26 protein-coding genes and 2 pseudogenes are annotated in these 25,477 nt (G+C 36.1%); 12 read left to right on the forward strand and 16 right to left on the reverse strand.

What is annotated here, in order from left to right:
* Positions 1-170 precede the first annotated feature (170 nt).
* The gene (locus FC37_RS09750) at positions 171-1,253 is read left to right on the forward strand and encodes a serine hydrolase domain-containing protein (RefSeq protein WP_035434467.1); all 1,083 of its coding nucleotides are present in this window, start codon (positions 171-173) and stop codon (positions 1,251-1,253) included.
* Between the two features lie 9 nt (positions 1,254-1,262).
* Entirely contained in the window at positions 1,263-1,886 is a 624-nt protein-coding gene (locus FC37_RS09755) for an NUDIX hydrolase N-terminal domain-containing protein (RefSeq protein ID WP_025006154.1), read from the forward strand.
* A gap of 36 nt (positions 1,887-1,922) precedes the next feature.
* Here FC37_RS09755 and FC37_RS09760 read toward each other — a convergent pair whose 3' ends face one another.
* Positions 1,923-3,533: an Mbeg1-like protein gene (locus FC37_RS09760; protein WP_025006153.1), complete on the reverse strand. Its 1,611-nt coding sequence runs from the start codon at positions 3,531-3,533 to the stop codon at positions 1,923-1,925.
* A 323-nt stretch (positions 3,534-3,856) separates the two neighbouring features.
* Between FC37_RS09760 and FC37_RS09765 the strand changes: the two genes are divergently transcribed.
* On the forward strand, positions 3,857-4,126 hold the full coding sequence (locus FC37_RS09765) for an FMN-binding protein (RefSeq protein ID WP_025006152.1): 270 nt from the start codon (positions 3,857-3,859) through the stop codon (positions 4,124-4,126).
* Between the two features lie 10 nt (positions 4,127-4,136).
* Positions 4,137-4,652 carry an SA1002 family membrane protein gene (locus FC37_RS09770; protein ID WP_056945641.1) on the forward strand — a complete coding sequence of 172 codons (516 nt, stop codon included), beginning with the start codon at positions 4,137-4,139 and terminating at the stop codon, positions 4,650-4,652.
* Between the two features lie 50 nt (positions 4,653-4,702).
* Here FC37_RS09770 and FC37_RS09775 read toward each other — a convergent pair whose 3' ends face one another.
* Positions 4,703-5,632 (reverse strand): nucleoside hydrolase, encoded by a 930-nt coding sequence (locus tag FC37_RS09775; RefSeq protein ID WP_025006151.1) that lies wholly within the window; start codon positions 5,630-5,632, stop codon positions 4,703-4,705.
* A gap of 137 nt (positions 5,633-5,769) precedes the next feature.
* On the opposite strand from FC37_RS09775, the gene FC37_RS09780 reads away from it, so the two are divergent.
* Positions 5,770-6,690: an aldo/keto reductase gene (locus FC37_RS09780; RefSeq protein ID WP_056945642.1), complete on the forward strand. Its 921-nt coding sequence runs from the start codon at positions 5,770-5,772 to the stop codon at positions 6,688-6,690.
* Between the two features lie 74 nt (positions 6,691-6,764).
* Here the strand turns inward: FC37_RS09780 and FC37_RS09785 are convergent, their stop codons facing one another.
* Positions 6,765-8,210 carry a 6-phospho-beta-glucosidase gene (locus FC37_RS09785; RefSeq protein ID WP_025006150.1) on the reverse strand — a complete coding sequence of 482 codons (1,446 nt, stop codon included), beginning with the start codon at positions 8,208-8,210 and terminating at the stop codon, positions 6,765-6,767.
* An 84-nt stretch (positions 8,211-8,294) separates the two neighbouring features.
* Positions 8,295-8,999: a GntR family transcriptional regulator gene (locus FC37_RS09790; RefSeq protein WP_025006149.1), complete on the reverse strand. Its 705-nt coding sequence runs from the start codon at positions 8,997-8,999 to the stop codon at positions 8,295-8,297.
* A gap of 308 nt (positions 9,000-9,307) precedes the next feature.
* On the opposite strand from FC37_RS09790, the gene FC37_RS09795 reads away from it, so the two are divergent.
* The 4 genes from FC37_RS09795 (at position 9,308) to celB (ending at position 12,203) form a co-directional block, all read left to right on the forward strand.
* On the forward strand, positions 9,308-9,643 hold the full coding sequence (locus FC37_RS09795) for a PTS sugar transporter subunit IIB (protein ID WP_025006148.1): 336 nt from the start codon (positions 9,308-9,310) through the stop codon (positions 9,641-9,643).
* A 27-nt stretch (positions 9,644-9,670) separates the two neighbouring features.
* Positions 9,671-10,033 (forward strand): PTS lactose/cellobiose transporter subunit IIA, encoded by a 363-nt coding sequence (locus tag FC37_RS09800; RefSeq protein WP_014918983.1) that lies wholly within the window; start codon positions 9,671-9,673, stop codon positions 10,031-10,033.
* A 105-nt stretch (positions 10,034-10,138) separates the two neighbouring features.
* Positions 10,139-10,651, forward strand: coding sequence for a hypothetical protein (locus tag FC37_RS09805; RefSeq protein WP_025006147.1), 513 nt, complete (start codon positions 10,139-10,141; stop codon positions 10,649-10,651).
* Positions 10,652-10,850: 199 nt separating this feature from the next.
* Entirely contained in the window at positions 10,851-12,203 is a 1,353-nt protein-coding gene (gene celB, locus FC37_RS09810; protein WP_025006146.1) for a PTS cellobiose transporter subunit IIC, read from the forward strand.
* Between the two features lie 342 nt (positions 12,204-12,545).
* Here the strand turns inward: celB and FC37_RS09815 are convergent, their stop codons facing one another.
* The 7 genes from FC37_RS09815 to FC37_RS09845 all read right to left on the reverse strand — a co-directional run bounded on the left by FC37_RS09815 (position 12,546) and on the right by FC37_RS09845 (position 19,494).
* Positions 12,546-12,956, reverse strand: a complete 411-nt coding sequence (locus FC37_RS09815) for a DUF3284 domain-containing protein (protein ID WP_025006145.1) — start codon at positions 12,954-12,956, stop codon at positions 12,546-12,548.
* 105 nt (positions 12,957-13,061) lie between these two features.
* Positions 13,062-14,543 (reverse strand): family 1 glycosylhydrolase, encoded by a 1,482-nt coding sequence (locus FC37_RS09820; protein ID WP_025006144.1) that lies wholly within the window; start codon positions 14,541-14,543, stop codon positions 13,062-13,064.
* A 9-nt stretch (positions 14,544-14,552) separates the two neighbouring features.
* On the reverse strand, positions 14,553-15,275 hold the full coding sequence (locus FC37_RS09825; protein ID WP_025006143.1) for a GntR family transcriptional regulator: 723 nt from the start codon (positions 15,273-15,275) through the stop codon (positions 14,553-14,555).
* Positions 15,276-15,397: 122 nt separating this feature from the next.
* Positions 15,398-15,640: a hypothetical protein gene (locus tag FC37_RS09830; protein WP_013437702.1), complete on the reverse strand. Its 243-nt coding sequence runs from the start codon at positions 15,638-15,640 to the stop codon at positions 15,398-15,400.
* Between the two features lie 18 nt (positions 15,641-15,658).
* A complete protein-coding gene (locus FC37_RS09835) occupies positions 15,659-17,074 on the reverse strand; it encodes a PTS sugar transporter subunit IIC (RefSeq protein WP_056945643.1) in 1,416 nt (471 codons plus the stop codon).
* A complete protein-coding gene (locus FC37_RS09840; protein ID WP_025006142.1) occupies positions 17,074-18,456 on the reverse strand; it encodes a glycoside hydrolase family 1 protein in 1,383 nt (460 codons plus the stop codon). The genes FC37_RS09835 and FC37_RS09840 overlap by 1 nt, the downstream gene beginning before the upstream one ends.
* Before the next feature lie 177 nt (positions 18,457-18,633).
* Positions 18,634-19,494, reverse strand: a complete 861-nt coding sequence (locus FC37_RS09845) for an ROK family protein (RefSeq protein WP_025006141.1) — start codon at positions 19,492-19,494, stop codon at positions 18,634-18,636.
* Between the two features lie 123 nt (positions 19,495-19,617).
* Between FC37_RS09845 and FC37_RS09850 the strand changes: the two genes are divergently transcribed.
* Together FC37_RS09850 and FC37_RS09855 are read left to right on the forward strand one after the other, a co-directional pair.
* Positions 19,618-20,106 carry a nitroreductase family protein gene (locus FC37_RS09850; protein ID WP_025006140.1) on the forward strand — a complete coding sequence of 163 codons (489 nt, stop codon included), beginning with the start codon at positions 19,618-19,620 and terminating at the stop codon, positions 20,104-20,106.
* A gap of 109 nt (positions 20,107-20,215) precedes the next feature.
* Positions 20,216-20,869, forward strand: a complete 654-nt coding sequence (locus FC37_RS09855; RefSeq protein ID WP_056945644.1) for a DUF4767 domain-containing protein — start codon at positions 20,216-20,218, stop codon at positions 20,867-20,869.
* A 78-nt stretch (positions 20,870-20,947) separates the two neighbouring features.
* Here FC37_RS09855 and eno read toward each other — a convergent pair whose 3' ends face one another.
* Positions 20,948-22,234 carry a phosphopyruvate hydratase gene (gene eno / locus FC37_RS09860; protein WP_025006139.1) on the reverse strand — a complete coding sequence of 429 codons (1,287 nt, stop codon included), beginning with the start codon at positions 22,232-22,234 and terminating at the stop codon, positions 20,948-20,950.
* 225 nt (positions 22,235-22,459) lie between these two features.
* On the opposite strand from eno, the gene FC37_RS09865 reads away from it, so the two are divergent.
* Entirely contained in the window at positions 22,460-23,293 is an 834-nt protein-coding gene (locus FC37_RS09865; RefSeq protein ID WP_025006138.1) for a DegV family protein, read from the forward strand.
* Between the two features lie 29 nt (positions 23,294-23,322).
* On the opposite strand, the gene FC37_RS09870 is transcribed toward FC37_RS09865, so the two are convergent.
* The 4 genes and pseudogenes from FC37_RS09870 to FC37_RS11025 all read right to left on the reverse strand — a co-directional run.
* Positions 23,323-23,898 carry a phosphatase PAP2 family protein gene (locus FC37_RS09870; protein WP_025006137.1) on the reverse strand — a complete coding sequence of 192 codons (576 nt, stop codon included), beginning with the start codon at positions 23,896-23,898 and terminating at the stop codon, positions 23,323-23,325.
* Positions 23,899-23,985: 87 nt separating this feature from the next.
* Complete coding sequence (bsh, locus tag FC37_RS09875) at positions 23,986-24,963, reverse strand: choloylglycine hydrolase (RefSeq protein WP_056945645.1); 978 nt, start codon at positions 24,961-24,963, stop codon at positions 23,986-23,988.
* 187 nt (positions 24,964-25,150) lie between these two features.
* Positions 25,151-25,378, reverse strand: a pseudogene (locus tag FC37_RS09880) (IS982 family transposase); the annotation flags it as partial.
* A gap of 10 nt (positions 25,379-25,388) precedes the next feature.
* Positions 25,389-25,477, reverse strand: a pseudogene (locus FC37_RS11025) (IS982 family transposase); the annotation flags it as partial.

Consider the following 25,477-nt stretch of genomic DNA (forward strand, 5'->3'; position numbering starts at 1 on the left):
CAGATGGACTTTTTATTTTTCTAAAGTGTTCAATTTGATTTTACAATCGGCGAAAAGAAAAAAGCACAAATATTGTTTAGTAGGCAATATTTGTGCTTTTAATTTTGTGGTAGAATATTTCAGGATTAAATGGCAGAGGGGGATTTTTTAGATTGAAGTCAAAAAAGATAATGTTAGCCATTTCATTTTTATCTTCATTTATTTTTTTAGGTAATAGCGCAACAGTTAATGCCAAGACATATTCTAATAGTCAATTACGTAAATATGCTGTTAAAACAATGAATAAGCATCATTTACGCGGCACGATTGAAATTGTTAAGGATGGACATCGTCAAACAGTTAATGTTGGTTATGGCTACTACAGACGTAAAATTAAAAATGGTAATAAGAAATTACTATATCCTGTTGGCTCATTGCAAAAATCTGTAACGGCGGCAATTATTACGCAGTTAATTTATCAAAAGAAGTTTTCACAAAATACTAAAATCTCACGTTGGTATCCAAGATTAAAGCAGGCTAAGCATATTACAGTAGGTCAATTAATGACCCATACTTCAGGAATTAATGTGATTGGTACCGAGTCTAGTCATGGTATTAATTTCTCTGAAAAGGGCGCAATTAATTGGACTGTTGTTAAGGCCAATGCTACATCTCACACCAAGCGGGGAGCTTTTAATTATAATAATGCCAATTATGTTTTGCTTGCAGGTATCATTCGCAAGGTAACAGGCAAATCTTATGCAGCAAACGTAAAAAGCAGAATTATTAAACCACTTCATTTAAAACATACATATATTTATCAAAATATTCCTCGTTCAAAGACAGATGCTATTTCATATCTTTATCGTCATGGTAAAAACTATCAAAGCGCTTCTTATGCTAATAGATATGTAGTGTCTCAACTTACAGGTGCGGGAAACTTATTCTCTACCGCTGGTGATTATTATAAGATTCAACGAGGATTGCATAATGGCAAAGTTTTAACTGAGAAGAAATTCAATTATTTAAGTCATTTAAAATCCAAAGTTAATACATACTCTGGCGGTTTTTATTTAAAAGATGGTGGTAAACTGAAATTAGCTTATGGTAATTTTGGAGATACTCATTTTACTAATTGGATGCAACTTACTACAGACAATAAAAATGGAATTGTGATGTTTTTAAATCAGTCATATGGTAGTAAAAATCAAATTAAAAGCGTAGGTTATAGCATTTTAAAACATATTAAATCTAACACTTTTATTAAAAGATAGAGGCTAAAGATGAAAACAGGAGATCAATTTACTGATTGGGCAATTGAATTACAGAGCATTGCTCAAAATGGTTTGAAATATGGTCATGATGTCTTTGATCGTGAACGATATGAACAGATTCGCCAAATTGCGGCTGAAATGATGACTGTTAAAACAGAGATACCAATTGAAAAGGTGAAAACTTTATTTTGCGGTGATGAAGGTTATCAGACTCCAAAAATAGAGACAAGAGCTGCAATTTTTAAAGATGATCAGATTTTATTAGTTCATGAGAAACTATCTGACGATTGGTCACTTCCGGGTGGTTGGTGTGAAGCCAATCTTTCTACAGAAGAAAACTGTATTAAGGAAGCAAAAGAAGAATCAGGTAGAGATGTCAAACCAATTAAATTGATCGCTTTACAAGATCGAAATAAACATAATAAGCCAATTCGAGCTACTGGAATTATAAAAGCTTTTTATTTGTGCAAGGTAATAGGTGGCGAATTCGAAAAGAACATTGAAACTACAGATTGTCGTTACTTTTCATTAAATAATCTGCCTAAGTTATCACTTGGTCGAAATACGCCTGAACAAATAAAGATGTGTTATGAGGCATCCAAAGATCCCAATTGGCAAACTGTTTTTGATTAACGAAAAAGCAAGATGGAAAAATCCATCTTGCCTTTTTCATCTGTGATTTTTTGGCATCTTGGGCCGCTGATCAAATAATTCTCCAATAAGTTTGAAGAAACCGTAGATAATTAATAAAATTCCCATTATCAGGATAGATTTGCGATCGAATGCTCGTGGATTAATGATGACGATAATTCCTAAGGCAAAGGCGATAACTGCTTCCGTAGCCACGACTGTGATCCGGAATACGCCTGATATTCTATGAAGAATTAGTTGCCGCAGTCTGACATAAGAATAAATAATTAAAAATATTCCCAAGAAATAGTGAGCTAAGAAGATTAACAAACGATTATTAGAAATTAAAGCCGTTGATAGAGCAAAAACAACTAAGTATGAAATAATAAAGAACTGTTTCTGCTTCTCTTTTAAACTAGAATTTGCCGTATCTAAAATTTGATGGACACTAAAGCCAATTCCAGCAAATGCTACTAGAACACCAAAAGCACGTAATGCATATTGAGGCATGGTTAAACTGATGATACCCAGCACTACCAGGATCCAACCAACGATTGTATCAGTCGAAAACAGTACTTTAGTTAGATGGCGACTTTTGATTGTTTGCCAAATTGATGAAAACAAGGAGCCAAAAACGAAGCGAGTTCTACGAGAAGAATTTGTGAATGACAGCAGAATAGCCCCAAAACCACCGAAACCATTTTTATCTAATTCGTTGATCTTGGTAGCGCCACTTGCGCCTAGTGCAGCAAATAAATCATTGGTTAGAGATTCGCGTTCTTCAAGCGTTGCGTTTCCAATCCATTGGTTGATTAGTTGATTGTAAACTTTTGATTGCGGATTTCTATGCCTTTTAGTATCAAAGCTCGAACCAATGATTTGCCAACTGAAAGTATCATGTTGACTCAAATTATTGCGCGTACTATTCACAATAGTTGGATGGATTCCTTCAGGTTCAAATAAGCGGCCGATAACGCTAAACTCTGGCACAAATCTTCTTAACGTGTTTTGTAGATATTTTAATGGAAGCTGTGCACCTACTTCTTCAGCGATACCAGGAGAATCAAAAGTGTAGATCCGCTTAATTCGTTTACGAAGTTTGGGCTCAATATTAATTGCAGCATATTCGGCTAAATTGCCACCTTTTGAGTGACCACAAAGATAATAATCTTGATTGTCCGCTTTTAAAATACGTTCGAGTAATTTAACTGCTTGCTTTTGTGCAACAGTAATTCTGAAACTAATTTCAAAGTCTTCTTTCCAACCGATAAGTGAATCATCTGTACCACGAAAGGCGACGAAATTAGTTCCATCAGTTAATTCGATTTTAATGGCACTAAATTGAGTATGTTCAGTTAACGTGCTAGTAAAATAAGATAATTGCGCCTTTTTAAAACGCTCGGCTCGTGCCATTAATTTAAATAGTTCTTGATATTGCAAATTATCATTACGTGGGTGATCATCTGCAAAATAGAGCTTAGCTGCTTCATCTACAGTAATTGTTTTAGCATCGCCACTAACAATATCATGCAATTCAAGATAAGAAAAAATAGATAAAACAAGTGCATCAATATCATTGAAAGGCGATGTACTAAAGTCAATGTCTCCACGCCATTTTAAATATGTAAGAATATTATTATCTGGATACATGTTTTACCTCTTCAAATGAAAAAACTATAATCCCCTCTACAATTTTAACGTAACTATTGAGAGATAGTGTAATAAAAAACTTTTTTAGCTATTTAACGACATTTGTTATTTTATACTATAATAAAAACAGGTAGAAGGGGATTCAACTACCTGTAATGATGGATTATAATAAGGACTTATAGAAATTATAACCCGCACATAAGTATATCAGTTATTGATAGTTAATGGTATACTTATATCTTTACATTTTTTGAAAAAATTACTCTTGTATGTATTGTACAATATGTATGAGGGCGTTTTTTTATTTTAAAAGGGGAATTTTTATGTTAAAAGATGGAATATATGATGCTGAAGCAAGAGGCATGGCAGGCTTTGTTAAAGTGAAGTTAACTGTTAAGGATCAAAAAATCGTGGCAGCTGATTTAGATTTATCTACTGAAACGCCACAATATGGTCAAAAAGCAGAAAAGCAGCTTGAAAATGAAATTCTGACTAAGCAATCTGCAGATATCGATGCGGTAAGTGGTGCAACTTTTACTTCAAATGGAGTTAAAGAAGCAGTTACGGATGCTCTAAAGCAAGCAAAAAAGTAGAGGAAGATTAATGCACGTTACAACATACTTTGTTATTGGAGCAATTATCATCTTGATTATTGCCCTTTTTCGTTCGGAGCATAAATTTGAATTTTTGAAGGCGGCAATTTTATTTCTTGCTCAAATTTTCTTTAGTACAGTTAACTTTTTGCTCTTTTTTGTAATTGCATATTTCATGATGCAGGATAAGGATCATGTGAATTTAGGGAATCTCTTCTTGTTGCTGGCGGCATTTGTGGTACTTTCCGGGATGTTTATCTATTGGGGAATGCGAGTGGCCGCTCATGTTTTCAAGTTTTCGACGACGACTTTGGCTTTGGTTGAATATTATATTCAATGGTCGCTGATTTATGTGACGGTTTATCAGGCAATTTTCAGCAATATTAAGCATATCAGTACGATTACTCACTTCATTAGAGTAGGTAATTTCCTAGATCCGAATTTGCTAGTGGTTGTCGTTTTACCTTCATTTATTTCGGCGTGGATTGCCGTGATTTTATATAAAAAGTTTATTAAGGCAATTTAATTAAAAAGCATCCCAATTCCGGGATGCTTTTATTGTTCATGGTAATGTTATTACTTAGTTCTCTCAAGAATTTCATCCATCTTTTGGAAGAATAATTCCTTGTTTGCTTTAGTAACGATGTCAACTTCACGACCGTTAGGATCACGTCTAAAGCTACCAGCACTCATTCCATCAGTAATAACTGTAGCCTTAGCTTTTTCAGTTTTAACAACTTCTGGATACAATGCACTAACTGTAGTAAGTACATCCCAAAGGTAAAGTTCAGCAGAAGGGATTGAGATAATTAGGCTGTAGCCTTGGCCAACTAAATCCATAGCTGGATATTTGCGTAAACTTGCCCAGTGTTGCCGCAATTCATCATTTAATGGGATCTCTTCAGTACTTTCAAGGCCCACCATTTGAATTGAAATATTGGAATCAAAAACGCGTTTAACGGCGTATGGATCCCAGAATGAATTCCATTCCTGACTGCCATCTGCGTTAACCATGGCTACGTTACCATGATCATCAAGAGAGCCGCCCATCCAGTAAAGTTTTTTGATATGTTTTTCAATATCTGGGTCAACATCAAGAGCACGTGCTAAGTCAGTTAAAGGACCGGTCATAATTAATGTGACTGGTTCTTCTGCATGCTTAAGTTTTTCAACCATATCAAGGTGAGCAGGTAATTCAGCTTGTGGAGTATCGATCGAACCCTTTTCGTTTAAGATAGGTAAATAATTAAAGGAATATGTAGCCATGCGCCAGTCGTGTGGGAATTGGTTGACAGCTCTTGAATTTGAACGGGCAACTGCTAATTTATCTCCGCGCAGATTAAAAAGATCAGTCATCTTACGGCATGCTGCAACAGAGGGATCGATAAAACCGTCGGCATCGATTGCACCAACACCTAACAATTTGATATCAGGAGCTTGCAAAAGAAGCAGGTAAGATACTAAATCGTCAATGTTACCATCATGATTAAAATATATTTGTTTCATTTTTTGAACCTTTCTAACTAATTACATTCATTTTAGCATGTCTAATTAACAAGAAGTATTTTAATTTAAGATATTTGTAAAACCGCTTACATTGATCTTATAATAAGAATATTGATATACACAGAAAGGCAATAACTATGAAACAAATTAAAATGGGACCATCTACGCTTTCCATTCCGGCTATGGCTTTAGGCATTATGCGGATGGATCAAAAAAGCGTAACAGAAGCGGTGGATGCAATTAGTGCAGCTTATGAAAAAGGAATTAACTTTATCGATTCAGCCGATATATATGGCGGTGGAAAGTCAGAAACAGTTTTTGGGCAGGCACTAAAAGAAACAAAGATTGGCCGAGATAAGCTCTTCATCCAATCTAAAACAGGGATTGTACCAGGCAAGCGATATGATTTTTCTGAAAAATATATTTTGACTGCTGTAGATGGCATCCTAGACAGAATGCAGGTTGACTACTTAGATAGCTTGGTTCTGCACCGGCCCGATATTTTGATGGATCCAGAGGAGGTAGCAGAGGCTTTTGATACATTGCAGGCACAAGGGAAGGTGCGCTTCTTTGGTGTTTCTAACTTTAATGCTAGTGAAATTGAATTGCTTAAAACAGCAGTGACGCAGCCAATTATGTTTGACCAATTGCAGTTTGGCTTGATGCATACGGGGATGCTTGATAGTATTGTTCATACCAACATGACCGATGAAAAGTCAGTAGATCATGATGGCCAAACGTGGAATTACTTATTGAGGCACAGAATCACATTGCAGTGCTGGTCACCATTCCAATATGGTATGTTTGAAGGAACCTTTATCAATAATTCGAAGTTTCCGCAATTAAATGAAGAATTAGAAAAGTTAGCCGAACATTATCAAGTAGGTAAAAATGCAATTGCAGCCAGTTGGATTTTGCGTTGTCCTGGACAGATTCAAATCTTGGTTGGTTCAATGAATCCTCAGCATATTGCGGATTCAGCGGCTGGTAGCGACATTCAATTAACTAAGCAAGAATGGTACGATTTGTATTTAGCAGCCGGTAATGATTTGCCATAATAAGTTAAAAAGGCCAAATGAAAAGAGTTAGATGAATTTCACCTAACTCTTTTTTAGTAATTAAGATAATTATTTTAATCTAAATCTTTACCGTTTGATTCGATGACCTTCTTGTACCAGAAGAATGAATCCTTACGTGAACGAGCCAAAGTACCTTCACCGGCATCATTCTTGTCAACGTAGATAAAGCCGTAACGCTTGTCCATTTGACCAGTACCAGCAGAAACCAAGTCGATGCAGCCCCATGGAAGGTAACCCATTAAGTCAACACCGTCGAGTTCAACAGCCTTTTCCATTTCTGAAATATGGTTTCTCAAGTAGTCGATTCTGTAGTCATCGTGAACCTTGCCGTCTTCAACCTTGTCGTAAGCACCAAGACCATTTTCAACGATGAACAATGGCTTGTGGTAACGATCTTGCAATTGGTTTAAGGCAATTCTCAAACCTTCTGGATCGATTTCCCAGCCCCAGTCACTACGTTTCAAAGTAGGGTTCTTAGCTACAGCTTTAGCTAAATCAGTTAAATCATCAGGCTTAACTTTTTCGCTTGAAACAGTAGTAGTTTGGTAGTAACTAAAGCCAACATAATCAACTGTACCTTCCTTTAAGACAATTCTATCTTCATCAGTGATGTCAGGACGGTAGCCATTTCTTTCGATATAAGCTTCAACAGCATTTGGATATTCGCCAAAAACATGAACGTCTGAGAACCAATCACGGCGTTGCTCCCACTTGTCAGCTAATAATACATCATCACTTGATGGAGTAAGTGGACGAACAGGTGAGTAGTTGATCATACAACCAATTTGGAAGTTAGGGTTGATCTTGTGACCAATCTTAACTGCTAATGCAGAAGCAACTAATTCATAGTGACCAGCTTGATACATTGCAGCTTCTTTATCCTTGTCAGTCATATCATCTTTGAAAAGAATACCAGAATTAGTAGCCATTAAGAAGTCATTGTTAAATGCTGATTGGTTATCAATTTCATTGAAAGTCATCCAGTACTTAACCTTGTTCTTGTAACGCTTGAAGCAAACTTCTGCGAAATGTACGAAGAAGTCAATTACTTTACGGTTGGTAAAACCACCATAGTTCTTAGCCAAATTGAATGGCATTTCAAAGTGGGAGAGGGTAATTACAGGTTCAATGCCGTATTCATGACAGGTATCAAATAAATCGTCATAAAATTTTAAACCTTCTTCATTAGGTTCTTTTTCATCACCGTTAGGGAAAATTCTAGTCCAGGCAATAGAAGTTCTGAAAGCCTTAAAGCCCATTTCTGCCATTAACTTGATGTCTTCCTTGTAGTGGTGGTAGAAATCAATTGCTGAGTGGTTAGGATAGTTCTTACCTGGAAGAACACCATCAGTAATTTCACGTGGCTTAGTAGCGGAACCGACTGTCATAACATCGGCAACGGAAATTCCTTTGCCGCCTTCTTTCCAAGCACCTTCAAGTTGGTGAGCAGCTACAGCACCACCCCATAAAAAGTTTTTTGGCATTTTTGCTGAATACATTAATTATTCCTCTCTTTCTGTATGTAACTGGAAACGTTTACAATAGTCATTCTGACACAGTGTATTTTTAAAATCAAGTTGAATTTAGTCACCGTTGACTGTTAAGGCGCCTCGATCATAGCGATTGCGCGATTCTGATAATTCAAAGGGACGGCCGTCTTCTAAAAACGCTTTTTGTTGAATACATAAAACGGGATCGTCGATGGCACAGTCAAGATATTTCATATCGTAGGCATCAGATTTTTCTGCGGTAATGATCCGATCGTCCTTGCCAATTTTAAGCCCCAGCTCATTTTGAATATAGGAGTAAACTGATTTGTGCAGAATATCCATTGTGATTCCGGGGATGCGCTTAATCGGCATGACGGTATATTCCAACCTAGCTGGTTTTCCATTTAAGATACGTTGTCTAATAATGTCATAAACCTCATCATTTTTGTCTAGACATAAGGCTTTGCATTCTTCAGCGCTCGGTCGTCGAATATTAAACGAAATTACATTGCTAGTTAATAGAAAGGCGCTATTGACATGTCTGGTGAAGCCGGTATGTTCGTTGACACCAGAGTTAAGAAAAATATCAGGAATCGACTTGCTAGTAATGAAGGTACCGTGTCCCTTGACAGCTTTGATTAATTTTTTGCTTTGCAAAATTTTAAGAGCATGAACAATAGTTACTCGGCTAGTATGATATTTCTTAGCCAAATCAAATTGCTCAGGCAACTGTCTAACATACTTCTTTTCAATAATATCTTTTTCTATATCATTGGCTATTTCTTGATAACGACTCAAGGGTAAGCCTCCTCTCTATTGTAAAGGAAAATGTTTCATTGCTATTTTACCAGTTTTCTTTATAATTGTGTAAGCGGTTGCTAATTTTTATACAAAAATTGTAAGCAATTTCATAAGTAAAGTGGTATGCTTTACATGTAGCTTGTATGTATTTGAAAAGGCATACAAGTGATGCATAATATTTAGTGATGGGAAAACAAAAGTATATATTTTTGTTTACAAAACAATGAAAGCGTTTTATAATAATTGGCGTAGATCAATAAAAGAAATTTAAATATAAAACGTAATGATCAGGAGGATTTTATATTATGGCTGAACAAACTATTATGTTAAATTGTAGTGCAGGTATGAGTACTTCACTTTTGGTAACTAAGATGCAAGAAGCTGCTAAGGAACAAGGCATTGATGCAGAAATCTTTGCTTGCCCAGCTTCAGAAGCTGATGACAAGATTGCACAAAAGGAAATTGACTGTGTTCTTCTTGGGCCTCAAGTAAGTTACATGAAGGGTGACTTCGAAAACAAAGTTAAAGGCAAGGGTAAAGACGGTAAGGACATTCCTTTGGATGTTATCAACATGCAAGACTACGGCATGATGAACGGTAAGAACGTTTTAGCTCAAGCTGAAAAAATGATTAAGGGTTAATTAACTAATTAAAGGAGAGACAGATTTATGGCAGAAGAAAAGCAAACTCCAGAGCAAAAGGAACAAGAAACATTAATGGCTGCTATGGGCCTTATTGCTAATGGTGGTAACGCAAAAAGTTTAGCCTTTGAAGCAATTCGTCTTGCTAAAAAAGGCGATATTGAAGGCGCACGTGAAAAGCTTAAGGAAAGTGACAAGTCACTTCTTGAAGCTCACAATTCACAAACCAATATGCTTACCAAAGAGGCACAAGGTGACCACATGCATGTCACTTTATTAGTGGTACACTCACAAGACCACTTGATGAATGCTATTACCTTTAGGGACTTAGCTGGAGAAATGGTAGATCTTTATGAAAAGCTATATGAGTCTGGCTCTCTTAAGAAATAATAAAAGTAATCGCTATAAAAATAGATCTCACGAAAAAGTGGGATCTATTTTTTTACGCAAAAATGCTAAAATGAAAATAATTAAGTTTAGATTGAGAGAAGAAATATGAATCAAAAAGAAGTCGAAAGAGAAAAAGCAGAGGTTGCGAAGACTAAGCACCGTGAAAGTATCAAATACATGTATTTTAGTCGGTATTTGATGATTAGATATATAGTAACTATCTTTTTATTTTGCAATCTGATGTGGTTTATTATTAGTGCATATTATGGCTCACGATTTGGCATTTTTGCTGCGCTAATTATGGGAGTTTATTCTGCTGTAGCTAGTTTTGAGCAGTTATCTAAGATGCACAATCGTAAGCGTGACATTCCAATTACTAGAATATATTTGTATGTTCAGATGATAGTTAATGCATTGCTAACAATCGGTTTGTTTACTCCACTTAAAAAGATGATTTTTCCATTTGTAATTAACAATGATATTTTGTATTTCATGGCTGCTTTTCTGTTAATCGGAATTGTTTTGGCAGCTTTATGCGAATTCAGAATTCATCAAATTTTGAACGATAAGGATCGTTATTACCGTGTAATTGAAGTTTTCAAGAAGCATCAACAATAGATTATATGAAGAAACTTATAAATAACTATAAGTTTTTTTATTTTGCCCCCAAACCCGTGATAATGGGAAAAGTAAAGACTTTTGATTTCAAAGGTATACCGTATGTCAAGAAAAAGCGTTTACATAAGAAATTGCTTTCGTTATAATGAAGATGTTCAGATTTGATGAATGCTTCAGAAATATTGAGGAGGAAAAGAATATGGCTGATTCTAATTCGGCTTCTTTCAAAGATAAGATTGCGGCAAAAGCCGGGAAATTTGCCTCATCACGCTTTGTTAGAGCTATCATGGACGCTGGCTATAGCGTTATTTCATTTTCTATTGTCGGAGCAATATTCTTAATTTTAACTGTATTGCCACAAGCATTTCCAATTCCTGGATTTGCTGAATTTTATGCAAATACTTTAGGTCGTTTCACCAACTTATTCCAAGTTGTTTACAATGCTACTATGGGTATTTTGGCATTGATCTTTGCCGGTACTTTTGCATATTCATATACAAATATTTACCGTCAAGAAGAAAAACTTGATTTGGTACCAATGAATGGTTTATTAATGTTCTTAATGGCCTTTTTCATTACTGTGCCAGAACTTGTTTGGAAGAATGGTTCAATTCAATTTGTTACTATTCTTACTAAGGCTAAGATGGTTGCTGGTGGTTATGAAGCTTCAACTGGTGGTATTACTAGAATTGCCTCAGTTGGTATCTTTACCGGTTTGGTAGTTGCTTGGTTAACAGTTCAAATCTACCGTTACACGGTTAAGCATAACTGGAGAATTAAGATGCCTGCATCTGTTCCAGCTGGTGTATCTAACTCATTCAGTGCTTTGATTCCAGGTTTCTGTATTGCTTTAACTGTTGCAGTTATTGAATTGATTTTGGTAACTTTAGGAACTGATATCTTCAAGGTTCTTTACATTCCATTCTCATTCATTAGTAATATCGCTGATACTTGGTGGGGATTCCTCATCATTATCTTCTTGATCCACTTCTTATGGTGGTTTGGTATTCACGGTGCCACAATTATGAGTGCTTTCTATACGCCAATTGTTTTGGCTAACATGGCTGCTAACGTAAATGGTGCTTCACACTTCTTCGCTGGTGACCCAATGAACTCATTCGTAATTATTGGTGGTTCTGGTGCCACTTTAGGTATGGCTATCTGGCTTGCCTTTGGTTCACGTTCAGTCCAATTAAAAGAAATTGGTAAGGTTGAATTAGTCCCAGCTATCTTTAACATTAACGAACCAATTCTTTTCGGTTTACCAATCGTTTATAACATTAACTTATTGATTCCATTTATTTGTGCTCCGCTTGCTTCAGGTATTATTGGTTATGTTGCTGTAACTACTCATTTAGTACCTAAGATCATCGTACAACAACCATGGCCAACTCCAGTTGGTTTGAGTGGTTTCATCGCAACTGCTAGTTGGCAAGGTGCCGTTCTTTCAGTAGTTTGTGCGATCGTTGCATTCTTGATCTGGTTCCCATTCATTAAGCACTACGACAATGTATTGCTTAAGCAAGAACAAGCAGATACTGCTAAGAATTAATAAATTAAAATAAAACTTTGTTAACTTTGAACGATAAAAAACGTTGTCTAATCTGGCAACGTTTTTTGATTAATTAAAAATTCAGTTCATATTAATTTAGTTAACTTTAAGTAGTAATTCATAATTGGCAACAAATTTGAAAAGAGCAGTAGACGAAAAGATGTTGACGAGTATTATTGGGTATTTAAATTGAATAAGAACGGAAGAGTAATATGCATGAAGCAGAAACGTATTATTTACTTAATTAGCATTGATACTCAATTTAACCAATAGCAGCATTGATCCATAAAAAAGACCGTAATTCAAACGAACTACGGTCTTTTTCATGCTGAGAGGGTGATTCTAAGCAGCCATATTGGCATAAACGTTGTCACCCATACGTTTTAATTCTTTTCTAGCGCCCATCTTAAGCTGCCAGTTATAGAACAAGGTCTGTAACTTACCATGCTTTTCACGGTCAAAGCTGAGCATATCTTCACTGAAGGTAATCTTTACGCCTTCGGCATTATCTTCAGTTACATACTTAATCTGGAGCTCAAGACGGCTAGTCTTGAAGTGAGCACCATAGACCTTGTTACGCTCATAATCGGTAATTTCGACCTTAGCACCGTCCATTTCGTACTTAGTACCCTTGCTTAAAACAACGGGCATATCATTGCCTCTAGCTTTTTTAATAGCAGGGATTAGTTGTTCTTCTAAATAATCAAAGAAATCTTTAGCTTTAAAGTTGAATTGTCTTGTAATAGTTATCAATTTTTTCTCTTCTCTCTATTTCTATATTACTTATATCTTAATTATATTTATTTAAAAAAATAGAGTCTAGCTTTTTCATAAGTTAGGCTCTATTTTAGGATTAAATTAGTCTAAATCTTCACCGTTTGATGAGATGACTTTCTTGTACCAGTAGAATGAATCCTTAGGGTAACGCTTAAGTGATCCATTGCCACGATCATCACGATCAACATAGACGAAGCCATAACGTTTCTTCATTTCACCGGTACCGTTAGATACTAAATCAATTGCCGACCAAGTAGTGTAGCCCATTAAGTCAACGCCATCAATTGTAACGGCATCCCTCATAGATTTGATTTGACTACGCAAGTAATTAATACGGTAATCATCATGGACCTTGCTGTCTTTTTCTAAAGTGTCGGCGGAGCCTAAACCATTTTCAACTACCCAGAGAGGCTTGTGGTAACGATCCCAGAGATCATTAAGAGCAATTCTTAAAACATCTGGGTCAGTTGCCCAACCCCAGGCATTACTTTCAAGGTAAGGGTTCTTAACGCCACCTGCGCTAACATTACCAGATGCTTTAGCTTCTGCTTCATGAGTAGTTAAAACATTTGAAGTGTAGCAGGAGAAACTTAAGAAGTCAGCAGGGTACTTAGCGATCAATTCGTAATCCTCTGGAGTATCATCCAGCTTAATTCCATCGCGTTCATACTTCTTTAAACGATATTCTGGATAGTGACCACCAGTTTGAACATCACTATAGAAAAGCATATCTTGCTTTACTTCCATAACTTTAATTTGATCCTTAGGATCACAAGTGTATGGGTAGTAAGCAGAGTAGGCTAACATTTGGCCAACGCGATTATTTGGATCGATTTCGTGAGCCAACTTAACTACTTTAGCACTTGCTACAAATTGATTGTGGGCACCTTGAGCCCGATTTTGTTCACTACCATCAATTAGGCCACCGCCCATATATGGAGCCATATCCATCGCATTAATTTCGTTAAAGGTAAGCCAGTAACGAACCTTTCCCTTGTAGTGGTTCATCACAATATCAGAATAATGAACAAAAGCATCGATTAAGCGACGATCTTTCCATCCGCCAAAGCGGGTAATTAAAGAAAGGGGAGTTTCATAGTGAGATAAAGTAACTAATGGTTCAATACCATACTTAGCACATTCATCGAATACCTTGTCGTAAAATGCTAATCCTTCTTCATTAGGCTTTTCATCATCGCCATTTGGTAAAATTCTGGACCAGTTCATTGATAAACGGAAAACATCAAAGCCCATGTCTGCCATATATTTAATATCTTCCTTGTAATGGTGATAGAAGTCAGTTCCTTGGTGACTTGGGTAGTAGTAACCATCAAGCAAAGCAGGAACAGCTCCTTCAGGTAAGCTGAAGTCCTTACCCCAAACTAGAGGTGTAGCACCTGTTTCGCCATTAGGCTTTTTCCAAGTTACTTTACGTGGTTCAGTTGCTGAACCATTAGTTAAAACGTCAACGGCATTTAAGCCTTTGCCGCCTTCATCATATCCGCCTTCATATTGGTTAGCAGCGGTAGCGCCGCCCCAAGTAAATTCTTTTGTGAATGCCATATATTACCTCTAAAAACGATTATTATCTAATAGTACATAATCACGTGTATCATAACGATTCTTGCTGACAGAATATTCGATAGGTTGACCATTAGTAAGCCAAATAATCTGTTCCAATTCGAGAATAGGATCATCTTTTTTAGCATTTAAATATTTTTGATCATATTCGTCTGCTTTATTAGCTCGAATCTTACGATAGGCGTGTCCAAATTTTAAATTAAGATTCTTATGAATGTAGTCATAAATTGATTTATGCAAAATATTTTTATCAAGATCAGGAATTAATTTAACCGGCATGTGAGTATGCTCAAGGATAAGTGGTTTATCATTATAAAGTCTTAACCGCAGAATATTATAAATCGGTTCTGTTTTTTTGATTTCAAGATTCTTTTGCATTTGTTCATCAGGAAATTCTACGGAGAAATGAATAATTTGACTCTTAATGGCATCTTTACCCATTTGATTTCTTAAACCAATGAATGCGTTAGCTGGAGCATCAATTTTTTCCTTAATTGGAATTTCTCCAGTAACGAAGGTGCCAAGTCCGGATTGTTTATAAACCAGACCCTGTCGTTCAAGACCATCAAATGCTTTTTTGACAGTTAAGCGACTGACATTAAATTCTTGAGCAAATGTCTCTTGATCGGGAAGAGGCTCTTGCTTATTGTAGATGCCTTGTTTAATTCTTTTTCTTAATTCATTTGCTACTTCTAGATATTTTGCCTTTGCCATGTTTTTTCATCTGATTTCTATATTAGATTTACATCTTTATTGTATAGCAAAAGTCTATACTTTAGTAAAAAAGAGACATTATTTTACTATTTTTATAGCTTAACAACGTCTCTTTTTATGAATTATTTCAAATCTTTAATACCTTGATCAATTGCATCATCACAGTCAATAGGGAGTCGTAAAACCATTTGACCATCGATTTCAATTCCTTTAGGGATTTGGATAACACCAGGGAAGTGATATCCATGATGAGCTTTGGTTTCATCATCTAAGTATACAGATACTTGGCCATCGGCTTTGACGCCAATTTTATAATGATGACCGTCACGATCAAATTCATTTACAATTTTTTCTTCATTATTCAATTTTAAATGCCTCTTTTATTATTTAGTTTCGTTTGCTTGTTCACGTTTAAGTAAGATATTGTCATACTTCTTAGCAAATGGCCAATAGATCAAAGTAGAAATTACTAGAGTACATGCTTGCCAAATGGCCATCTTCCAACCTCCGATTAGGAATCCGGAAATAACAGCTGGCGTAGTCCAAGGTGCAGCCATACCATTTAATGGTGGAACAATACCAAATCTGATTACGCAATAAGTAGAGATAGCTACGACAATTGGAGTTAAGAAGAATGGAATTGCAAGGAATGGGTTCATAACGATAGGCATACCGAAGAGGAATGGTTCGTTAATGTTGAAGATACCAGGTACTAATTCCAATTTACCTAATGACTTCATTTGTGCTGATTTAGCAGCAATTAAGATGAAGATAACTAAACCGATAGTAATACCAGAACCAGTTAAGTTAATAAAGTTGTTGTAGAATTCGTTAGTAACAACGTGAGCACCGTTGGCAATAGTTAATTTGCCGGCTCTGTATAATTGAGCGTTGTCAAATGAGTTTGCTTGAAGAAGTGAACCAGCAATGGAACCAACAATCAAACCACCGTGAACACCGAAGAACCAGAAGAATGGTACTAAGAAAGCGATAACAACTGCACCACCAAATGAATCTGATACACCTTGTAATGGTGATTGAATGGTTTTGTATACCCATTGTAAGAAATCAGTGTGTGCAAAGTTATTAAATGCACCGAAGATAAGCATAGTAACAATTAAGATTACACCAGCTGGAATCATAGCAGTAAATTGGTTAGATACTGCAGGTGGAACTTGCTTAGGAAGCTTAATAGTCCAACCAGCTTTCATCATTGCTGAGTAAGCCCAACCAACAATCAGACCTACGATAATGGCAGCAATCATACCGTCACCACCAAGCCAATTGATGTTGATAACACCAGTTACAGGAGCTTCCAAGAATGTTTGTAAAGCATGAGGTAACTTATCAATATTTTCAGCAACTACCTTGCCGCTCATTTGACCGTTATTGATACCGGAAGTTAAAGCGGCTTTTAATGGACTGTCGATTGCTAAAGTTTGGAGCATTAAGAAGGAAGCACATGCAGTAAGCCCACCAGCTAATGGTTCATAGCCTTCATTTTTGACATAAATATAAGCAATACCAATTGAGCCCCAAAGTGCCATAATGTTAAAAGTTGTGGTGTAAGCTTGATTGAAAATTGCCCTCCAACCAGAAGCATTAATTGCATTAGCCACTGCTGGAATAGGGATGTTGGATAAAATTAAGAAAATAGAACCAACAATAATGAATGGCAAAGTATAAATCATACCATTCTGTAAAGCAACAATAGCTTTAGTATTAACAAATTTCATAATAGGTGGCAGAATTTTGCCGTTCACAAAATTACTGAACCCAGATTGTTTTTGATCAGTCATTATAATTCATCTCCATTATCTTTAAGTACCTTTTGAAACCAATAGAATGATTTCTTAGGCACACGTTTTAAATCTTTTAAATCGTGGTTTGATCTGTTGACGTAAACAGCACCGTAGCGTTTTTCCATATCAGCATGAGAACTTGGAATATCAATCAATCCCCAGCCGAGATAACCAAGCACCTTGGCGCCGTCATCGAAAATAGCATCTTTCATAGCTTTGATATGGTCGCGGTGATAAGCAATACGCTCATCATCTTCGATCATATGCTCGCCGTCCCAAGTTTCCTTGAGGCCGATACCATTTTCAATAGGGAAAATAGGAATGCGGTAGTAGTTATACATTGTAGTAATTGCATTCCTAAATCCTAGTGGGTCAATTGCCCAACCCCAATCGTTGGTCTTAACATATTTGGATTCAACTCCACCTTCGTTAAGGTAACGGTTAGGAGCTTCACCCTCAGGAATTTTATCGCTGGATAAAACCCAGGATGAATAGTAAGAAAATGCTAAGAAGTCGGCTTTAGCTTTCTTCATTATTTCTTTGTCTTCATCTGTAATGTCCATTTCAATGCCATGATTTTTGGCATATTGCATTACTTCTGGTGAATAGCCACGGCCGGTGTCAGCATCGTAAATATTAAAGTTTAAAAACTCTTGTACTTGTTTTGCTGCCCAGACATCTTCGGGCTTGCTCGTTGCTGGATAAATTTGTTGGTAAGCAAGCATTCCACCGATTTTTACATCTGAGTAATTCTCGTGGATGTAATTTGCCAATTGAATATGACACATCATCGTGTGATGGAAGATAGTGTACATATCATCCAAACTCTTATCTCCAGATTCGTAACCTGAGATATTAAAAACTTCATCTTGGAAATATAGGTTATGTTCGTTGAAAACAATCCAATATTTCACTCGATCACTAAAATGATCGATTATCTTTTTACCAAAACGGACAAAGGCGTCAACTACATGCCGTGACATAAAGCCATTGTACTTTTTGGCTAAATTAAGCGGCATATCAAAGTGGTAAAGACAGATCATTGGTTGGATGCCGCGCTTAAGCATTGCATTAACTAATCGATCATAGAAGTCGATACCCTTTTGGTTGAAGTCGCCATCTCCATCGGGACAGACACGAGACCATGAAATTTGAATACGGTACATGTTCATGTTCATGTCCTTCAGTAAGTCGAGGTCTTCATCATATCTATGATATTCATCGATTGCTACATGCCAGTCACTGATATTGTCAGTAGCGGGTCGAACATCATAAACTGAAAGACCTTTACCATCTTCATTCCATGCACCTTCAGTTTGCATACTTGAAACTGAGTTGCCCCAAAAGAATGTGGATGGCAATTTGCGCTTTTCAGTCATCTAGATCCTCTCTTCCCTCTGTAAGTGCTTTCAATTCTTTACATGAATAAGTATAGCATAATGCATATAAAAATAAATAGTTTTTTATTAAAAATCTATACTTTTTATAATTGCAAAATAAAGTGCCCATTACATTGGGCCTTTTAGAAGGGTTAAATAGCAATTAGCGTTTAGCTATTAATGTGTTTGCCCAAAATTTGCTACCGCACCGCGTAAGTTTGCATCACTCTTTAAACTGCAGAGAACGATCTCAGGTTTAATGCTTGATGGATTAATTTGAGTTTGAATATGATCGATTTCACGATTCAGCAATGGAATTAATTCTGGATTATTGGAAATTCCACCACCGATTACAATTTTTTTAGGGTCAAAACTTTGTTGAACGTTGTAAATTGCCAGAGCTAGGGAATGAATTAAAGTTTGACGTTCATCGCTAGCTACTGGATCATCTTCATCTGCTAAGGCAAAGACGGTTTTACCATCAAGTTTTTTGCCAGTTCTTTCATTGTAGCGGTTGGCCATTGCTACTGGGGAAGCGAGGTCACTGACGGATTCTGTATCAAACCCCATGTAGCCAAATTCACCACCAAATAGGTGAGCACCATGCCAAACTTTTTGGTTAATAATAATGGCGCCACCTATACCTGTGCCAATTACGAAGAAGGCCATACTATCGGAGCCTTTACCTGCACCTTCTGCTAATTCGCCTAAAGCAGCAGAGTTAGCATCGTTTTCCATGGAAACAGGTAATTCAAAGCGTTTTTCTAATTCGTCAACAATTTTAAAGTTGTGAATGTATGGAAGTGCACTAGTACCACCGATAATGCCCGTTTTTTGGTTTACAGCACCGGGTGCAGAGATTGCGACACCTTTAATATCAGTATCTTCTTTTATTTTGTTTACTTCATCAGTTAAAACAGAATAAAAAGTGTCTAAATCTTTGGGAGTATCTACGGCATGTTTATTTTGTAATTTGCCATCTTTCCAAGTTGCTATCTTAATTGTTGTACCACCTATATCAATTGCGGCTAAATTCATGATCAAAAATCTCCTTAGTAAAAATATATACTTTTTAAGATAATCATAAATATTTTTGAAAGCGTTGTCAACAATTCACCTAATGATAAAATAGGAATGTAAGGAAGCTTAGGAGGATTATATATAGTAAATTCAATTTTTGAAAATAGAAGAGCAGTCCGTAAATATTCTAATGAAGCAATTTCTGATGAGAAGATTCAAGAAGTGATTGCCGCTTTTCAAACCACACCTTGTGGCATGCACCAAGCAAATGTGATGAACTTAGTTGTAGTTAAAGACGAAGGTCTACGCAATAAGATAGAAGAGGTAACTAATAATTCTTGTTATAATGCACCAGTTTTATTTTTGATCAATACTAAAAAAGATAGTGAATTTGGTGAACGGGATGCATCAGTTGCTGCAGAGAATATTATGCTTGAAGCAACTGATCTGGATTTAGGCTCAGTTTATATTATGGGCGGTGCAGCAAGACTTAATGATTTTAACGATCTGCAACAAGAATTAGGAATTGATCCCGCTTTTCAAACTACAGTAATCGTGGCTGTAGGAAAAAGTGCAGTGGAACCTGAAAAAGAAGATCGTTCTAAGAGATATCAAGTAACTATTTATTAATAAAAATAAAGGACTGACATTAGTTAGCCCTTATTTTTTGATTAAATTAGCTATTTGTAAGCCTTTTATCATATAATATTCGTAGTTATATGATAAAAATGAGGAAACTATGAATAAGAAAGTTTTAGTAGGAATATCTACACTATTTTTAATGACAACGCTGACTGGCTGTAGTCAAGTGCATTTTGGAAAAGATGCAGTTACAATCGGCAGTGAGAAAAAGGAAAGTTCTCAAACTAAGGTAAAAAAGGCACAATCTTCAAGTAAGAAAACTGTGCCGAAAAAGAAAAAAGTAGTTAAAAAGAAAAACACAAAGAAAGTCACTAAGAAAAAGACCAAGGCTCCTAAGAAGAAAATTGTAAATAAGTGGGATACCGCAAAGACGCAAAAATTGCAAAAAGCTGTTAATCAATGGGGTAAGGCAATGGGACAAAATTATCGTTTTTATGATGGTAAACGTGTTTTGAAAACTAAAAATGGCCCCACTTATCCTGACGTTCTTAAGAAGAATAGATTTTTACTTAATAAAAAGGTTATCAAGATTGGCTATAGTCCACTAGGAAAAAATAATTATCAATATAATATTGTAGCCATTGCTAATGAGGACTTTAAGTCATGGCATAATACCTATTTATTCTGCTTGATGAAGAATAAACCAGTTATTTTATTAGATCAATCTAAAAATGCTAATCCAGTAATAGTTAAAGTAGTAAAAGATAAGGAGCTAAATAAAAATTTTAGCAAGATATATACTGAAAAATAATAATTAAAGATAAAACAAAAAAGCATGTAGAAATTAATCTACATGCTTTTTGTTGAAATTGTACTCGGTTAATCGAAATTAATCGTGGTCAACATCATCTGGGAAGAATGCAAGACGTTCGCCCTTGCCAAGTTCTTCTTCGATTTCAAGCAAACGGTTGTACTTTTCAACACGTTCTGAACGAGCTGGAGCACCAGTCTTAAGTTGACCACCGTTGATAGCAACAGCCAAGTCAGCGATGAAGGTGTCACCAGTTTCACCTGAACGGTGAGAAATCATAGTGTTGTAGCCGTTCTTACGTGACATACGGATAGTTTCAAGAGTTTCAGTAACAGTACCGATTTGGTTCAACTTGATTAATGAAGCGTTACCGGCACCTTCCTTGATAGCCTTCTTCAAAAGTGCTGGGTTAGTACAAATGAAGTCGTCAAGAACGATTTGGATACGGTCCTTGTGTGATTGAGTGAACTTAACCATACCGTCAACATCGTTTTCGTCGTATGGGTCTTCCATTGACATTAATTCTGGGAATTCGTCAAGAAGCTTGTCGTAGTATGCAGCTAATTCTTCATCGTCAAGAACCTTGCCTTCAAGGTGGTACTTGCCGTCTTCTTTGTTGTAGAAGTATGAAGCAGCACAGTCACATGCAATACCGATATCTTCGCCTGGCTTGTAACCAGCCTTAACGATTGATTCGTGTAAAGCCTTCAAAGCTTCTTCTGAGTTCTTCATGTTAGGTGCGAAACCACCTTCGTCACCCAAGCCAGTTTCGTAACCCATGTCTTCAAGAACTTTCTTCAAAGTATGGTATACGTTAACGATCTTTTCGAAACCATCACGGAATGAAGTCTTAGCAATTGGAGTGATCATGAATTCTTGGATGTCGATACCGTTGTCAGCATGTTCACCACCGTTGATAACGTTGTGGAAAGTTTGTGGCATTTCAAGATCAATACCGCCAAGGTAACGGTAAAGAGGTTGTTGACTAGCCTTAGCTGCAGCAACAGCAGTAGCCATTGATACACCTAAGATAGCGTTAGCACCAAGACGACCCTTGTTTGGAGTACCGTCTAAGTCGATCATAGTTTGGTCAATCTTAGGTTGGTTAAATGGGTCCATACCCTTTAAAGCGTCGTTAATTTCAGTGTTAACATTGTTAACAGCCTTTGAAACGCCCTTACCGCCAAGACGTGAACCACCGTCACGTAATTCAACGGCTTCGTTTTCACCAGTTGAAGCACCTGATGGAACTTCAGCCTTACCTACGACACCGTTTGAAAGGGTAACGTGAACTTCAACAGTTGGGTTACCACGAGAGTCAAAAATTTCGAGTGCGTGTACATTTTCAATAACTGATTTGAGCATTAATAAACCTCCTCAAAAATTATGGTATGTATAAAAATTTGCATACCATACGGAACAATTTTTGTCCCGCTTACAATTCAAATTTTAGCCTAACTTTGTGATCATGTAAACATATGAAAGCGGTTTACATTTTAAAAATTAATAAAGACAATAATAAATTACTATATCAACGCGCTATAATACATGTATTAAAATAATTGTTTATGATAAATAAGGAATTCGATTATGGAGAATATTAAATTAATTATTGATTCTAGTAGCAATATGAAAAGCGATCCTGACCACAACGTGGAAGTAGTACCTTTGACTATTTCTTTTGGCGGTAAGGATTATATTGACGATCAAAATTTGAATATCAGAGAATTTTTGAATGATATGAATCAAAATCAAATTGCCGGTAAGACTACTTGTCCTAGCATTCAAGCTTGGCTTAATGCTTTAGAAGGAACCGAAAAAGCTATCATCGTTACAATGACAAGTGGGATGAGCGGTACTTTTTCTTCAGCCTTACAGGCAAAAAATATGTATGAAGAAAAACATCCTTCAAGTCAGATTATTGTAGTCGACTCAAGAAGTGCCGGACCTGAACTTACCATCGTTTTGCATGGCATCGAAAAGATGATTCAAGGTGACATTCGTTTTGTTGATCTTGAAGAAGAAATTGCTGAATTCAGAATGCATACGCATTTGCTATTTATTTTACAATCACTGCATAATTTATCCTTGAACGGTCGTGTCTCACCAGCTGCAGCTAAGATTGCTGGTCTTTTAAAAATTAATTTAATTGGTACAGCAAGTAAAGATGGTAAGCTTGAGCCGTTAACTAAAGCTAGAGGAATGAAAAAAGCAATTCGTGAACTGCTGAAATATATGAAAGATGATAATTATCATGGCGGCGAAGTCATAATTGATCATTGTGAAAATGAAAGGGATGCTGAAACTATTAAAGAAAAGCTTCAAGCTGAATACCCCGATGCTCAAATTACAATCAGGCCAATGCACGGCTTGTGCAGCTTTTATGCCGAAGAAGGTGGATTGATGATAGGTTTTAATGAGTAAATAAAAAAGGTCACATTGTAGTGACCTTTTTAAAATGCAAATAATAGTTGCTTTGAAATACTAAAGCAAGCAATTGCTAAACTAGTAGCGCCAATAATATCAGAAGGATAGTGTGCTTTTAAACTTAAACGAGAGATTATTACCGTAACCCATAAAGCAATAATGCTAATGACAAAGACTAAACCATAAGTTTTGGCAAATAGCTGCAGTAAGATCAAGCCCATCGTAGTTGCTCCAAGCACATGTCCACTTGGAAAACTATAGCCAGTTTCCATATTAGAATGCATAATTGGCCGCTTGCGTCTAATTAGCCTTTTCAAAATAATTCCTGAAATATCAGCAAATGCTAAAGTACCTAGTACCCAAAAAGCAGTTAATTCGCGCCCTTCATTTAACAAAAGTCCTGCTAATAAAACATCCCAGACTACCATTAACTTAGGATCATTGATGAAGGCAATGACTTGCCATTTATAACCATCATGTCTTTTGACTAATTGATGGTGGAGCCAATGGTCAAATAAGTTAAAACGACGTGAATTTTTGATGTTAAAAATAAGTAGCAATAAAGTTGAAATTGCTAGTGGCAATACAATATAACTATTCATTTAATTTTAGAATTCCTTATAAACTTAATCATTTATATTTTAACCAGAAAACCAAAAATAGCACCAATTTTTAGACAAAATTAATATTTAATTTTGATATTTAAAAGTAGGCTTATTGATCATATCAAAAACAATTAGATCATTAGCATCAAGATTTTCTTTATGCATATCAACCACCTTGATCTGCTTGTCGGTATATGTTGTGTAGTAAAAGATTCCCTTATCTAGGTTAGTGCCGTCAGAATAAATGGTATATTCAAAGGTATCAGGGTCTGTTTGATCTAAGCCTTTTTGTTGTTCAACAGAATGCAAAATATGGAAATATGTGTCGACATTTTCAACTTCATTATCACTTATTGGCGCATTAAATTTATTAAAAGTGGCTCTGACAAAGCGTGATTCAGAATCCATTCCGCCAGGTAAGTTACGTGAGCCAAGCCCCCGGCTATAGTCGCTTAGTTCAATTTGACTTGAAAAGTTATTTTTAGGTGTGGCGGCAGATACATCAGCGTAGTTATTCAAGTTGAATAATTGTTTAGGAAATTGCGGATTATTGGTTAAACAGCCAATTGGATTGTCATAAATGTGCATCCCATCTTTATCAGTTTCAACTACAATGCTCTTGCCAGTTTTATCAGCGATTAACCAGTGGAGTGGGGATGCTATCATTTTTTCAGAAAAGTTGATATCAGTGATGTTAATGGTAGACAATATTTTTTTAGCTTCCTTAATATTAGCAGCCTGTCCTAAAAGCCAAGGAATAAATTCAAATGAAGCAATATTATCTTTGCCTTCTTTTTCTTTATAGTAAGTTGCATTACCAGGATAATTCAACCCGGCCATGCCTAAACCCATTTCATTAGCTGCGTCAAAGTATAAGGGATAGTTATTGTTATCTAGAGCAATACCAATAATTGCATAATGATGATCAATTGATGGCATCTTGCGAAATTTGAAAGGATAATTACGCGGAGTGATTACGACTTGTTGTCCAAAAGTTATATCTAAATCAAGGTTGCGGCCAAAATAATGATCTTTTGGACTAAAAATGATTGAAGTACACATATTATTCTCTTTTCTATTTATTTTGTTATATAATATGGATAGCAATTAAATTACAGTGTTTATTTTATTGCTGATTAAAACATCCCATGTTCAGTTTAACACATATAAATGAAAAATAGCTTGATCAGAAGATTAGTAAATAATACTAATTGTATGGGTTGAGGAAAGATTATAAATACGCGTGGTGCTAGTTAAATCGTTCTAGACAATATGCCATATTATAAGCTAAAATGGCAACTTCGAGTCTCTCTTGAAAACCTGCTAAACTTCTAGCTCGATTATTTTTAGCGTTGTAGTAAGACAAAAGCGAAAAATCACTCTCGATGGTCCTTCTGAATGCCATTAAATAGTGCTTATTGTGCTTTTGAGCATTCTTCATATTTTTACGATATGGTGTCCAAAGCGTATAGCCCATTTGCTCGACGATTGCGAATTGGCTGACACACTGGCACAGGAAAGCTATCAATAATCAAAATGTCGCCTGACAGATCTACTTCCTCATTAAGGCCATGTC

Source organism: Lactobacillus gallinarum DSM 10532 = JCM 2011 (assembly GCF_001434975.1).
Classification (GTDB): Bacteria; Bacillota; Bacilli; order Lactobacillales; family Lactobacillaceae; genus Lactobacillus; species Lactobacillus gallinarum.